General features: G+C 52.2%; 12 protein-coding genes. 1 reads left to right on the top strand and 11 read right to left on the bottom strand.

What is annotated here, in order from left to right; genetic code table 11:
* Positions 1-29 precede the first annotated feature (29 nt).
* The 3 genes from recG to ACTRXI_RS00355 form a co-directional block, all read right to left on the bottom strand.
* A complete protein-coding gene (recG, locus tag ACTRXI_RS00365) occupies positions 30-2,075 on the bottom strand; it encodes an ATP-dependent DNA helicase RecG (RefSeq protein ID WP_474260438.1) in 2,046 nt (681 codons plus the stop codon).
* Between the two features lie 132 nt (positions 2,076-2,207).
* On the bottom strand, positions 2,208-3,860 hold the full coding sequence (locus ACTRXI_RS00360) for a DAK2 domain-containing protein (protein ID WP_474260436.1): 1,653 nt from the start codon (positions 3,858-3,860) through the stop codon (positions 2,208-2,210).
* Between the two features lie 27 nt (positions 3,861-3,887).
* On the bottom strand, positions 3,888-4,256 hold the full coding sequence (locus ACTRXI_RS00355; RefSeq protein ID WP_322524635.1) for an Asp23/Gls24 family envelope stress response protein: 369 nt from the start codon (positions 4,254-4,256) through the stop codon (positions 3,888-3,890).
* A 211-nt stretch (positions 4,257-4,467) separates the two neighbouring features.
* Between ACTRXI_RS00355 and rpmB the strand changes: the two genes are divergently transcribed.
* Entirely contained in the window at positions 4,468-4,656 is a 189-nt protein-coding gene (rpmB, locus tag ACTRXI_RS00350) for a 50S ribosomal protein L28 (protein ID WP_022792731.1), read from the top strand.
* Positions 4,657-4,719: 63 nt separating this feature from the next.
* Here rpmB and rpe read toward each other — a convergent pair whose 3' ends face one another.
* The 8 genes from rpe to priA form a co-directional block, all read right to left on the bottom strand.
* A complete protein-coding gene (gene rpe, locus ACTRXI_RS00345; RefSeq protein ID WP_474260434.1) occupies positions 4,720-5,364 on the bottom strand; it encodes a ribulose-phosphate 3-epimerase in 645 nt (214 codons plus the stop codon).
* A gap of 2 nt (positions 5,365-5,366) precedes the next feature.
* Positions 5,367-6,248, bottom strand: coding sequence for a ribosome small subunit-dependent GTPase A (gene rsgA / locus ACTRXI_RS00340; protein WP_474260432.1), 882 nt, complete (start codon positions 6,246-6,248; stop codon positions 5,367-5,369).
* The gene (pknB, locus tag ACTRXI_RS00335; RefSeq protein ID WP_474260430.1) at positions 6,227-7,447 is read right to left on the bottom strand and encodes a Stk1 family PASTA domain-containing Ser/Thr kinase; all 1,221 of its coding nucleotides are present in this window, start codon (positions 7,445-7,447) and stop codon (positions 6,227-6,229) included. The genes rsgA and pknB overlap by 22 nt, the downstream gene beginning before the upstream one ends.
* Positions 7,435-8,175: a Stp1/IreP family PP2C-type Ser/Thr phosphatase gene (locus ACTRXI_RS00330; protein ID WP_474260827.1), complete on the bottom strand. Its 741-nt coding sequence runs from the start codon at positions 8,173-8,175 to the stop codon at positions 7,435-7,437. The genes pknB and ACTRXI_RS00330 overlap by 13 nt, the downstream gene beginning before the upstream one ends.
* A gap of 5 nt (positions 8,176-8,180) precedes the next feature.
* Positions 8,181-9,278: a dual-specificity RNA methyltransferase RlmN gene (rlmN, locus tag ACTRXI_RS00325; RefSeq protein ID WP_474260428.1), complete on the bottom strand. Its 1,098-nt coding sequence runs from the start codon at positions 9,276-9,278 to the stop codon at positions 8,181-8,183.
* A gap of 2 nt (positions 9,279-9,280) precedes the next feature.
* Positions 9,281-10,663: a 16S rRNA (cytosine(967)-C(5))-methyltransferase RsmB gene (gene rsmB, locus ACTRXI_RS00320; RefSeq protein ID WP_474260426.1), complete on the bottom strand. Its 1,383-nt coding sequence runs from the start codon at positions 10,661-10,663 to the stop codon at positions 9,281-9,283.
* Positions 10,656-11,594: a methionyl-tRNA formyltransferase gene (fmt, locus tag ACTRXI_RS00315; RefSeq protein WP_474260424.1), complete on the bottom strand. Its 939-nt coding sequence runs from the start codon at positions 11,592-11,594 to the stop codon at positions 10,656-10,658. Before fmt ends, rsmB begins: the two co-directional genes overlap by 8 nt.
* Before the next feature lie 72 nt (positions 11,595-11,666).
* Positions 11,667-14,075, bottom strand: a complete 2,409-nt coding sequence (gene priA, locus ACTRXI_RS00310) for a primosomal protein N' (RefSeq protein ID WP_474260422.1) — start codon at positions 14,073-14,075, stop codon at positions 11,667-11,669.
* Between the last annotated feature and the right edge of the window lies 1 nt (position 14,076).

Raw genomic sequence — 14,076 nt, 5'->3', positions numbered from 1 at the left:
ATATAGACCGATTTCTTTCATTTCAACCACTAATCCAGTTTATCTTTTTGAAAGGCCCCGGCTTCTTCAAGATATTCACGGAGGGGCCGGTATTTTTCATCCTTCCAGAACACTTCGCTTCGTATTAATTTCGCCGCATCGTCCCGGGCGGTCTCGAGCGCTTTGAAGTCATGGACCACGTCCGCAATTTTAAAATCAGGCAGTCCGCTCTGCTTTTTCCCAAAAAAATCTCCCGGCCCGCGCAGCTCCAGGTCTTTTTCCGAAAGGACAAATCCATCCTCGGTTTCCTGCATGATATTCATCCGCTCCTGGCCGGTTTCGGATTTCGGGTCGGCCAAAAGCACACAATAGGACTGATGCTCTCCGCGTCCAACACGGCCCCGCAGCTGATGCAGCTGGGAAAGGCCGAAGCGTTCTGCGTCATAAATCACCATCATCGTGGCGTTTGGCACGTTCACACCGACCTCTACGACCGTCGTCGAAACGAGAATATCAAGCTCATGGCTGGCAAACCGCTGCATGACGTCCTCCTTTTCCTCTGCCGGAAGACGTCCATGCATCAGGCCGACCTGATATCCCGGGAAGAACTGCATCAGCTGGGCATGCACGTCAATCGCGTTTTGAACATCGAGCGCTTCTGACTCTTCAATGAGCGGACAGATGACATAGGCCTGCCGGCCCTGATCGATTTCTTTCTGCACAAAACGAAGCACCCGCTCAAGCATCTGCGGCTTCGCCCAGTAGGTTTCAATCGGTTTCCGGCCCGGCGGCATTTCGTCAATCACTGACACGTCCATATCCCCATAGACGCTGATAGCAAGCGTACGGGGGATCGGGGTCGCAGTCATAAACAATACGTCCGGGTCCTCCCCTTTTTCTTTAAGAATCCGGCGCTGGCCGACCCCAAACCGGTGCTGCTCATCAGTGATGACAAGCTTCAGGTTATTAAACTGCACCGGCTCCTGGATGAGGGCATGAGTGCCGATGATAATATCGATGGTGCCGTCGGTAATGCGTTCATAGACGTTCCGCTTTTCCTTCTGACGCATCGAACCGGTCAGCAGACCCACAGTCACCTCTGTTCCTGCAAACAGCTCCTGAAGAGACTCATAGTGCTGCTCGGCAAGAATTTCTGTCGGCACCATCAGAGCCGACTGGGCGTTTCCGGTAAATACGGCCTGCATGGCAATCGAGGCCACCACTGTTTTTCCGGAGCCCACATCCCCCTGCAAAAGCCGGTTCATCCGGATGGGAGCCTCAATATCCTCAAGGATTTCCTGCACTACTCTTTTCTGCGCATTCGTGAGCGGAAACGGCAGCTGCTTTTCAAAATCCGCCGTCGCCTCTGCATCATACACAAATGGCACCGCTGAGGCTGACTGGCGCTCCATTCGTTTAAACATCTGCATCTTCAACTGAAAAAACAGCAGTTCTTCATAGACGTAGCGCCTTCTTGCGTGCTTCAGCTGTTCCCGGCTCTCTGGCTGGTGAAGCCCCTGAAATGTTTCGGGTTTTCCCGGCAGGCGGTACCGTTCGCGGATTTCTTCCGGCAGGTTTTCAGGGACTACCTGCGAGACGTGTTTTACGGCTTCTGCCTGAATACGCTGCATCTGCTTGACCGTCAGACTCCCGGTCACGCTGTAGATTGGCTCAAGCTGCTTCGCCGGGTCGGGGGCGCCGGCCCGAAAATCCTGCACTGAGATGGTGAGTCGGTGCTTGTCCCACTTTCCGGTGATAGTTACCTGCCTGCCGACTTCTATCTGCTTTTTTAAAAACGCCCGGTTAAAAAACACCGCCGTTACCAGTAAATGATCAATTAATATCCGCACGGTCATCCGGGATTTTTTTTTGCCAAAAAAACGCACAGACGGCTCCGACTGCACTTCGCCGGTAATCGTTACTTTTTCCTGGTGCTTCAATTCTTCTATAGGAACCACTTCGTGGTTTTCATATCGATAAGGGAAATGATGAAGCAGGTCGTCAATCGTTGTAATACCAAGCTGCTCGAGCTCCCGCTGCTTTTCTTCTCCTACACCTTTTAAGTCAGAGACCGGTGATTGAAGCGTCGAATTCATAAACCGTCCCTTCCTTCCTGCTTTTGCTGTATTATACGAACGGTTGTTCACCTTTCATTATATACGTTTCCTTTTTCGCGCGAAAGAGTTACTCCTGCGCGTGAAACAAAAAAATAAGCCGCCCGGGGCAGCTTATTCCACAGAAACGATATATTGATACAGCGGCTGTCCGCCCGTGTGCATTTCTATTTCCACATCCGGGTATGCCTGCTCAAGCTCTGCGGCAAGTTCATCCGCCAGCTCTTCGCTCACATCCTCACCGCTGATCAGCGTAATAATTTCGCTCTCGCTGTCGACCATCCGTGCAAGCAGTTCCTGAAAAGCCTGTTTCATTTCCCCATGAACGGTAACAATATCTTTTTCCCAGATGCCCATAAAATCGCCTTCCTGAATCTTTTTTCCTTCGATGCTGGTTTCTCTTACGGCATGGGTGATCTGGCCGGATTTAACGTACCGGGTGGCTTCTTTCATTGCTTCTTCATTTTCCTCAGCCTCTTTTGTTTCGTCAAACGCAAGCATGCCGGCGAGACCCTGCGGAACCGTTTTCGTCGGAATAACCGTTACCTGCTTGTCACTGATGTCTGCTGCCTGCTCCGCAGCCATTACAATGTTGCCGTTATTCGGCAGTATAAACACATGCTCCGCCTGCACCCGGCTGATAGCCTCGAGAAGGTCCTCGGTGCTCGGATTCATTGACTGTCCGCCGTGGACAACCTCCTGAACTCCAAGGCTTTCAAAGAGCGAGGCTACTCCGTCACCAGTCGTCACGGTCACAAAGCCGTAGGGTACAAGAGATGCGGAAGTCTCAGGCCTTTCTGACGTTCCTTCCTGCTGCAGGGCACGATTCTGCTCACGCATATTTTCAATTTTTATATGAATCAGCTCTCCGTACCGCTGGGATTTTTCCAGAATTTTCCCTGGTTCTTCGGCGTGAATATGAACCTTCAGCAGTTCTTCATCACAGACTACCAAAAGAGAATCCCCGTGGGCCGACAGCTCTTCCCGGAATGCTTCTTCCTGAAAGGAAGGATCACTGTCTGCAAAGCGGACCATTACTTCGGTACAGTATCCGTACGTAATAGCTTCGGCTCCGCCCTGGGCGGCCGGATCCTTATGGTGCTCGAGCTTCACAAGCTGGTCAAGCGAAGGCACAGATTCTCCTTCTTCTTCCTCCTGCCCGGTTAGCGCGTGCAGCATCCCCTCATATATGTGCACAAGCCCCTGGCCGCCCGAGTCGACTACACCAACCTCCTTCAGGACTGGCAGCTGCTCGGGCGTATAAGCAAGCGCTTCTTTAGCCGCCTTCAAAAACCGCCGCATCCATTCCTCCAGCGCAAGCTCACTGGCGTTATGTTCATTTTTCATAGCAAGAGACGCTTCCCTGGCCACTGTGAGAATCGTTCCTTCCACCGGCTTCATCACTGCCCGGTAGGCAGCATCCACTCCCTGTTCAAAAGCTTCTGCTACGTCAGGAGTACGGAGCTCAGACTTTTTCTCCATAGATTTGGCAAAGCCGCGAAACAGCTGCGACAAAATAACGCCGGAGTTTCCACGCGCTCCCATTAACAATCCTTTGGAAAAGTGTTTGGCCGTCTCTCCGGCATGCTGGTTCTCCTTGAGCTGTTCGACGCCGGAACGGATCGTCAAACTCATATTGGTGCCTGTGTCCCCGTCCGGAACTGGAAACACATTCAATGCGTCTACCTCTTTGCTGTGTTTTTGCAGTGCGGAAGCTCCCTGCTTCAGCATCCTTCCCAGTTCAGGACCGCGTACTAATTGATCCATTTTTCTCTCTCCTTCATCCGTCTCTTCCTATGGTGAGGCCGATTCAATTTGAACGCCCTGAACATATACATTCACAGCGGACACGTCCAGCCCAAGCATTTTCTGCAGCTGATACTTCACTTTTCGCTGCACATTGTGCGCCACTTCAGAAATTTTCGTACCATAGCTTACAATAATATACATATCAATATGGATAAGACCGTCCTCTTCCCGGACGACTACCCCACGGGAATAATTTTCTCTTCGCAGCAGTTCCGACAGGTTGTCCTTAAAATGTTTCCTCGACGCCATGCCTACGATTCCGTAGCAGTCCATGGCTGCCGCTCCCACGGCAGTGGCAAGCACTTCGAGTGTAATATCGACCGTGCCGTTTGACGAATATATTTCGAAACTCATGTCTCGATTCCTTCCTTTCCGGACGCCGGCTGTCTCCGGACGCTCCAGCTTCTTTTCAAAGTAACTATGCCATTATCACTATAACCACGTTTTCCTTAAATGAAAAGCATAATTGTATTTTTGGCGAATCAACATTGCGTGTGTACAGGCTCTGTGCTAATATATTTGAGTATGGGTAATTTTGTTTGATATTAATAAGGAGGTGCCGCATATGTCCCGCAAGTGCTATGTAACTGGGAAAGGCCCTAAAGCCGGAAATAACCGTTCTCACGCCAACAATGCAACGAAACGCCGTTGGGGAGCTAACGTGCAAAAAGTCCGCATTCTTGTAAACGGTAAGCCAAAACGCGTATACGTTTCCGCTAGAGCATTAAAATCTGGTAAAGTCACACGCGTATAAAGCAAAAAGCGGCCATAGAGCCGCTTTTTTTATGAGTGTTTTTAGTTTACATAATAATATTATTCACTGCTTTAATTCTTCGATCGCCTTCGCTTTATCCTCCTGCTTGAACAGGGCAGAGCCCGACACAAGAACATTCGCCCCGGCTTCGAGACAGTCTTTGGCTGTTTCCCGGCTGACCCCGCCGTCCACTTCAATCTCGAGCTCCGGATTAACGACATCCGCCGCTTTTTTCACTGCTCTGATTTTGTCGAGGACGTTCGGAATAAACGCCTGGCCGCCAAAGCCCGGGTTTACAGTCATTAAAAGCACAAGGTCAACATCCGGCAGAATATGAGTGATCATTTCCACCGGGGTCGCCGGATTTAACACTACGCCCGCCCGGCAGCCGGCTTCTTTAATCTGCTGGATCGTACGGTGCACATGAGGACACGCTTCTACATGCACCGAAATAATGTCGGCACCCGCCCGGGCAAAATCTTCAATGTAGCGTTCCGGCTTTTCAATCATCAAGTGCACGTCAAACGGTTTATCGCTGTACGGACGAATGGACTCGATGACCGGAAGCCCGAACGTGATATTCGGAACGAAGTGGCCGTCCATGACATCGATATGTATATAATCCGCCCCGGCTTCGTCAATTTCCTTCACCGCCCGGCCCAATTCCGCAAAATCAGCTGCCAGGATGGAAGGTGCTATTTTTATCATCGTTAATACCTCCTCGGAGTGGATGCAATTTCTTCGTGGAACTGCTTGTAATGCTCGTAGCGGTGGGACGGGATCCGTCCTTCCTCCACGTCGAGCCTTATGGCACAGCCCGGCTCCTGCCGGTGGGAGCATCCGCGGAATTTGCAGTCAGGCATTCTTGCCCGCATTTCCGGAAAACAGATATCAAGATCTTCGGCTGTAATTGAACCAAAATCAAGCGAGCTGAACCCGGGCGTGTCTGCCACCCATCCGCCGTTAACCCGCAGGAACTCTACGTGCCTTGTCGTATGCTTCCCCCGACCGAGAGCCCCCGAAATGTTCGCTGTCTCGAGATCAAGATCAGGAGCCACCGCATTCAGGAGCGAGGATTTCCCCACTCCCGACTGTCCTGATAAAAGAGAATACTTCTCCGGAAAATAAGCAGCGGCCTCTTCGATGCCTTCGCCTGTTTTCGTCGAGTAAAAGTGGAACGGATAGCCGATATCCTCATAGTCCTTCTGAATGACGCGCAGCATCTCTCTTTTTTCCTCGTCTGCCTTGTCCCATTTACTTACTAAAATCACCGGCTTGATTTCCTCGTTTTCCACATGCACAAGAAAACGGTCGAGCAGCCAGGTGGAAAAATCAGGCTCGACAGCGGAAAATATGAGCAGCGCCTGGTCAATATTTGCGACCGGCGGGCGCACCAGTTCATTGCTTCGTTCTTTAATTTCTAGTACGTATCCGTCTGTATGATTTTCTGCTTCAAACCGCACAAAGTCACCTACAAGCGGTTTGATTTTCTGTTTGCGGAACAGTCCCCGGCCCCGGCACTGAAAATATCCTTCTTCACTGTCCACATAGTAGAACCCGCTGACTGCTTTTACAATTCGACCTGTTGCCATACCTTCGCCCCTTCTTGTAATATTGGGCTCTCTCCTGCCCAGTTCGCATCCCACACAGCTGTCTGCGCTGCGGGAAAGACGTGCGGAATTAATTCCGTTGAGCCACTCACAACAAACATTTCTGGAAGCAGCCAGTAAAAAAATGCCGCTCCTGAAAATACGAGTATACAGGCCACAACATACGGCCATTTTTTAGTTTTCTCCGGCTGCCGGTCGGCCTTTGTTTCCAGGGCGGAATCCTGCTGCTCATCTTCCTGAACAGCCGGCGCTGCTACCATCGTGTCTTCTTCGGCCACCTGGGGGTCCGACCATTCCCGCTCCCGGGCATTGGTGTGGCCCTCCTGGATGAAATAAGGGCGTTCGTTTCTTCTCTCCTCCGACAGCGCGGAACGGATGTCCTCATACATTTCTTCGGCGCTCGCGTAACGGTCATCCGGACTTTTGGCCGCAGCTTTTAGGATAACGTTCGACAGACTCTGCGGGAGGCCCTGCCGCAGCTGCATCGGGTCCGGAAGCGGCTCCTGAATATGCTTTAAAGCAATACTTACAGCGGATTCTGCATCGTAGGGAATCGCCCCGGTCACCATTTCAAACAAAACGATACCGGCAGCATAAATATCTGAGCGTGCACTTACCACTCCGCCTCTCGCCTGCTCCGGCGAAATATAATGGACGGAGCCCATCATCGTATTGGTCTGTGTGATCGTGGAAGCAGACGCAGCACGGGCAATGCCGAAATCAGCTACTTTTACTTCCCCGCGGTCGTTGGAAAGAAGATTGTGGGGCTTGATGTCCCGGTGGATGATGCCGTGACTGTGCGCCTGCATCAGCGCCTCAAGCAGCTGCCTGGTCATATGTACCGCCTGTGCAAGCGGCAGCGGTCCATGCAGGCGGATCATTTCCTTCACCGTCTGGCCCTCCACGTATTCCATAACGATATAATGCAGCTCCCGCTCTTCGCCAACGTCATAAATATTGACCGTGTTTCTATGGCCCAAAATAGTGGCTGCCCGGGACTCGCGGCGGAACCGCTGCAAAAATTCCTCGTCGCCGTTAAACTGCGGCTGAAGAATTTTAATTGCCACCAGCCGTTCCAGAATCATATCCTCTCCGAGATACACGTACGCCATACCGCCGCTTCCAAGGAGGCGTTTAATATGATAACGGTCACTGATACGGCGTCCGATCAGTTGGTCCATACCTCTTCCTCCCGCATTACCACCGCAATCGTAATATTATCTTCGCCTCCGCGGTCGTTGGCTGCCTGCACCATCGCTTCCACACCTTCGCGAAGGTGCTTGTGAGAAGCAAGCATCCCGGCCATATCTTCAGCGCCAAGCTTATTCGTCAGCCCGTCGGTACAAAGAAGCACGCCGTCCCCTTCGCCCCATTCATACGTATAGATGTCAGGGGAAAGGCCGCGGTCCGTGCCGAGTGCTTTCGTTAATATATTTTTCTGCGGATGCGACTCCGCTTCGAGTGCTGAAATCTGTCCTTTATTATACAGCTCCTGCACAAGGGAATGGTCTTCACTCTGCTGCTGAACCGTACGGTCCGTCCAGATATAGCTGCGGCTGTCACCGATATTTCCGGTAACGGTAAACGACGGGTGGCAGATGGCTGCGACAAGGGTCGTTCCCATTCCCGCATGCTCCGGATAATGATGGGCGTGGCGGATGATGGCTTCATTTGCTTTCATCATGTTGTCAGTCAGCCACTCCGACGCCTCTTCAATTGAATTGACAGACGGATTTTCCTCCCACGCGTCCTTTAACGTCTGATAAGCCATGGCGCTTGCCACGTCTCCGGCCGAATGTCCGCCCATTCCATCGGCAACGACGGCTAAAATAATGCCGGAAGCATGCGTGACGATGCCTCCGGTATCTTCATTATGAGGACGGATTTTGCCCCGGTCTGTTAAAAACATATGGTTCACTGGGAATTAGCCTCCGTTTCTTCTTTCCGCTGGTTGGCACGCAGCTGTCCGCAGGCTGCATCGATATCGTGTCCCTGCTCACGCCGGATCGTTACGTTCACCCCGCGGTCTTTTAATGCTTTTTCAAACGCAAAAATGTCGTTTCTTGTGGTACGCACGTAGTTTCTTTCCGGCACATCGTTCACAGGAATCAGATTGACGTGGCATTTCAAATCACCGATCAGGTCGGCGAGCTCTTCCGCGTCCTCTTTCTGGTCATTTACCTGGCCGAACAGGCCGTATTCAAATGTGACTCTTCGGTTCGTTTTCTTCTGGTAGTAGCGGATGGAATCCATCAGCTCCGAAACATCCCAAGCGCGGTTAATCGGCATCAGCCGGCTGCGGGTCTCTGTGTTTGCTGCGTGGAGAGATACTGCGAAATTAATCTGCATGTTTTCATTGGCAAAGTCATAAATGCGCGGCACGACCCCGCTTGTAGAAACGGTAATATGGCGTGCACCGATGTTTAAGCCGTCATCGTGATTGACTACGCGCAGAAAATTCATCAGTCCGTCGTAGTTATCGAACGGCTCGCCGATGCCCATAACCACGATAGAGCTTACACGTTCGTCTCTTTCATCAAGCAGACGCTGGGATTCGAGCACCTGGGCGGTAATTTCGCCACCTTCAAGGTTTCTTTTCAGGCCGCCAAGTGTGGAAGCACAGAAGGTACAGCCGAGCCGGCAGCCTACCTGGGTGGTTACACAAACACTGTAGCCGTAGTCATGCTTCATCAGTACGGTTTCGATCGTATAGCCGTCCTGCAGTTCAAACAAAATCTTAATGGTGCCGTCCTGGGACTGCTGATGGATGACCTCTTTTAACGTTGTCAGTGTAAACGTGCTTTCGAGCTTTTCGCGAAGCGTTTTCGGGATGTTGGTCATTTCCTCAAATGAGGTCACGCGCTTTTGATACATCCATTCAAACAGCTGCTTTGCACGGAAGGCCGGCTCCCCGTTTTCTTTTAACCATTGTTGAAGTTCCTCGTATTCCAAGCTGTACATGGAGGGGCTGTCCGTTTGCGGGGCAGGCGCCTCCTTTTTTAAAATCTGCATGCTTATGCTCCTTCCGTTTCTTCCTGATTATTTTTTACCGCCGCGGCAATGAAAAATCCGTCTGTGCCGTATTCGTGGGGAAGAATCGTGCACCATCCGTATTCGCTGGAAAAATGCTCTATTTCTGAAAGTTTTAGTTTGTCGGTCAGTTCATGGTCTGGTGATAGTTCTGGATGCCGGTGCAAAAATGCTTCCCACACCTGTTCGTTCTCCTCTGGACGAATTGTACATGTGCTGTACACAATCCTTCCATTAAATCGTAACATACTTACAGCTTCATTCAATATTTCGTGCTGTATCTCCGGCAGGCGTTCAAAATCCTCTGCTTTTTTGGCCCATTTCTGCTCGGGCTTTTTCCGGATAACGCCAAGTCCGCTGCACGGTGCATCGACGAGCACCCGGTCAAATGTACGCGCCGGAAAAGTAGTTGTCAATTGACGTGCATCCCCGGCGGCGGTTTCAATATTTTCAAGCCCAAGTCTTGCCGCCTGTTCTTCAATCTGGACAAGCTTTTTTGCACTCAGGTCATGGGCTGCCACGCTTCCGCCCGGGCCGGTCCGTTCGGCAGCGTCCGTTGATTTTCCGCCCGGGGCAGCGCAGGCGTCGAGAACGTCCATATTTTCTTCAACCATAAGTGCTTCACCGGCTTTCATGGAGCTTTCGTCCTGCACCGTTATATAGCCGTTCTGATACGTTTCGGTAACGAGAACATTGCCTTTTTCTACAATTAATGCTTTCTCTGCAATAATGCCCCGGATTGTCTGAATCCCTTCCTGTTCGAGCATTTCCTGCACATCTTCGACTTCAGCCCCAGAGGCGACCCGCACGTTCGTTTTTGGCGTAACGTTATTTGCTTCGGCGATACGGAGCGCTGTTTCTTCCCCGTAGGCCGCCTGCCATTCCCGAAACATCCATGCCGGATGGCTGTAGTCGACGGCCAGACGTTCCTCTGTGTTTTTGATAGCGGTTGTGTCGGGAAATCCTTTGCGCTGCAGGGAGCGGAGCACTCCGTTCACAAAACCGCTCACTCCTTTATTGCCCCGCTGCTTTGCGATTTTTACCGCCTCATCCACAACGGCGTGGTCCGGCACCCGGTCAAGGTAACGCATCTGATACACGCTCATGCGCAGCAGCACGCGTACCCAGGCGTCAAGCTTCGTTATCGGTTTGTTCACAAAAACCCCAAGCACGTAGTCGAGGGTGTTCTGGCGGCGGAGGGTGCCGTAAACAATTTCGGTCAGTAGGGCGGCATCCTCTCTCGACCATGCTTTTCCGGCGAGCTCGTGATGAAGCAGCAGGTGGCTGAAGGCCTGGCCGGTCTCCACCCGCTCGAGCAGGGAAGCAGCTGTATACCGTAGGGAATAGGAAGGCTCCGTTTTATTCATTAAAACTCTCTCCTTTGGACCAGCCGTGGCTTCCCCGCAAAAATTCGGCTGTATTCATTCTTTTTTTGCCAGCCGGCTGAATCTCCCACAACCGGACCATCGTGCCGTCACCGGCTGCCACATCAATGTATTCATCTGTTATATCGGTAATAGTACCCGTTTCAGCACTGGCGGAAGCGTCCACCCATTCGGCCCGCCACAGCTTAATCGACTTTCCGTCTTTTTCTGCATAGGCCACCGGCCATGGATTCATCCCACGGATCTGGTTATAGATCGAACGGCCGCTCTGCTTCCAGTCGATTCTTTCCTGACCGCGCTGGATGTTGGATGCAAATGTTACTTTCTCTTCATTTTGCGGAGTCCGTTCCGCCGTGCCGTCGATTACTGCTGGCAGCGTTTCGATCAAAAGATCTGCTCCGACGGCGCTCAGTTTGTCATGCACATCTCCGACCGTATCCTCCCATTCAATAGGTACTTCCTGCTGCCGGATGATGTCACCGGCGTCCAGTTTTGCCACCATGTCCATGATCGTGACGCCTGTTTTTTCCCGGCCATCGATGACCGCCTGGTGAATCGGGGCGCCGCCGCGGTATTCAGGAAGCAGGGAAGCGTGCACATTCACCGCTGCAATGGAAGGGGCTTCGAGAAGCTTTTTCGGCAGAATCTGGCCGAACGCCGCTGTAATAATTAAATCCGGCTTCTCTGCCAGCACTTCGTTTAAGGAGGCTTCGTTTTTCAGCTTTTCCGGCTGCAGCACAGGAAGCTTCCAAGCTTCGGCTTCAACTTTGACCGGCGGCGGGGTCAGCTCTTTTTTTCTTCCCTTCGGGCGGTCAGGCTGAGTGACCACCGCCGTTACCGGATAGCCCTCTTCAAGCAGACGCCGCAGCATCGGGACCGAAAAGTCCGGCGTCCCCATAAATAAAATGTTCATATTTATCCCTCTTTTCACAATACACAGCCCCGTGCGTCGGTCACTATCGAGGCAGCGGGGCTGGTGTTTACCTTATAGAAACAACTGCGGGTACATATCAATCGTAATAAACAGCTTATCCTGAGCTGTCTCTTTTTGATAATGTACAGCAATATCATTCAGGATTTTCGTTAATTCAGGCTCATCCCTGTATTTTATCATGCATTGGTACCGATATCTATCCTTGATCCTTGCAATCGGAGAAACAGTTGGTCCGAGAATTTTCGCCTGCGGTGATAATTCCTCCCGCAGCCGGTTCGTCACTTTTTCAGCGGTTTTCAGCGCTACACCGATCTCTTCGTGAGAAACATTGACCATCGTTAAATAATAATACGGCGGATACCCGCCCCGCTTGCGCTGGCCCATTTCATGCCGGCTGAACGATGGATAGTCATGATTTTTAGCAAACTGGATGCTGTAATGATCTGGGCTGTAGGATTGAATCACTACTTCGCCCTGCAGCTTGTCCCGGCCGGCCCGCCCGCTCACCTGGGTAAGCAGCTGAAAGGTCCGCTCCGGCGCCCGAAAATCAGGCAGATGCAGCATCGTGTCCGCTGCCAGTACACCAACCAGCGTAATCATAGGGAAGTCCAGGCCTTTGGCAATCATCTGGGTGCCGAGCAGAATGTCCGCCTCTCCGTTTCCAAACCGGCGAAGCATCTGTTCGTGGGAGCCTTTTTTCGTCGTAGTGTCCATATCCATCCGGATAATCCTGGCCTCCGGCAGCACCTTCGTCAGCTCTTCTTCTACCTTCTGGGTGCCTGTGCCAAAGTAGCGGATCTGTTCGCTTTCGCAGGACGGGCACGTTGCAGGCATCGCTTCTTCATAGCCACAATAGTGGCACTTCAGCTGATGCTTTGTCTGGTGGTATGTGAGCGTGATTTCACAGTGCGGGCATTCAGCAGTATAGCCGCATGAACGGCACATGACAAACGAAGAGTAGCCTCGCCGGTTTAGAAACAAAATACTCTGCTCCCCTTTTTCCAGTCGGTCCTTCAGCTTTTCAAGCAGCGTTTCGGAAAATACGGAGCGGTTGCCTTTATGAAGCTCGTCCCTCATATCCACCACATCGATGGCGGGCAGCTGTTTCTGGTTGATTCTCTCCGGCATTTCAAGCAGCTGATAAACCTCCCGACCGGCACGGGCATATGATTCCAGCGACGGCGTGGCGCTCCCTAATACGACCGGAGCCCCGTGATACCTGCCTCTCCAGATCGCTACCTCCCGGGCGTGATACCGGGGGTGGTCCTCCTGCTTGTAGCTGCCTTCGTGCTCTTCATCAATGATAATCAGGCCGACATTTTTGAAGGGGGCAAAAACCGCCGACCGTGCTCCGACCGCTACTTTTGCGTCTCCGGCATGCACCCTGCGCCATTCGTCGTACCTCTCGCCTCTTGAGAGAGCGCTGTGCATTACCGCCACCTGGTCCCCGAACCGCCCTTTAAAGCGTTCCACCATTTGCGGGGTAAGTGAAATTTCCGGTACGAGCACAATCGCTTCCCGTCCCTGCTTCAGCACACGGTCAATGGCCTGCAGATACACTTCTGTCTTTCCGCTTCCGGTGACCCCGTGCAGCAAAAACGTATGATGCTCATGCCGCGACGTTTTTTCTGTAATCGGATCAAGTGCCCGCTGCTGGTCCGGGGTGAGCTCCTGCGGAGGAGTGGCTTCAAATGATCGGTCTTCAAATGGATCCCGGTACGACTCCTGGTCCCGCTCCATAAGAATGTTTTTCTCCACGAGGCCCTGAATAACCGCCCGGCTCGCCGTCTGCTCATGCAGCAGCTGAGCCGCAGGGACAGCCACTTCTTCGTCTCCGATCGAAAGAAACCAGTCGTACAGCTCCAGCTGTTTTTTCGCTTTCGCCGTAAGAGAAGCTGCATGCGTCCGGTGCTCCGGATGAAGCCGCAGCATCCGCTTCGTCTGTTTTTTCGTCTGGTCCTTCACCTGATAATCGATCCGGATCTGTTCACGACGGACAGCTTCCTGCACGTGCTGCATCACTGCTTTATCGTCCGGGAGGTCCTTCCAGTCGATCGTCGTCTGCTTCTGAAACACTGCCTGCAGTACCGGCGGCAGTGTCTCCGAGGGCACGAGCAGCTCAACCTTCTTTTTTGGTTTTGCCCGAATGGCTGCCGGAATCATCGACTGATAGGCCGTAATTAAAAAACAGACCGTTTCCACAGCCAAATACTCTCCGAGCTCAAGCAGCTCCTGCGTAAGCACCGGATGAGGATCGAGCACATCTGTAATCGGCTTAACCCGGGCAAGCTCTGTATTGTCTTCGATCCGCCAGATAAATCCCTGAATCTTCCGGGCACCAAACGGCACCGTCACTCTCGATCCAGGGCGCGCGAGCATTTCGAGTGAAGCCGGAATCTGATAATCAAAAGCCCGGTTCGTCTGGCCGGTCGCTATATCCACAATTACCTTGGCGTACATA

The sequence above is a fragment of the Marinococcus sp. LNHM4E3-1 genome, assembly GCF_056034405.1.
This window is presented reverse-complemented; position numbering and strand designations above follow the sequence as displayed.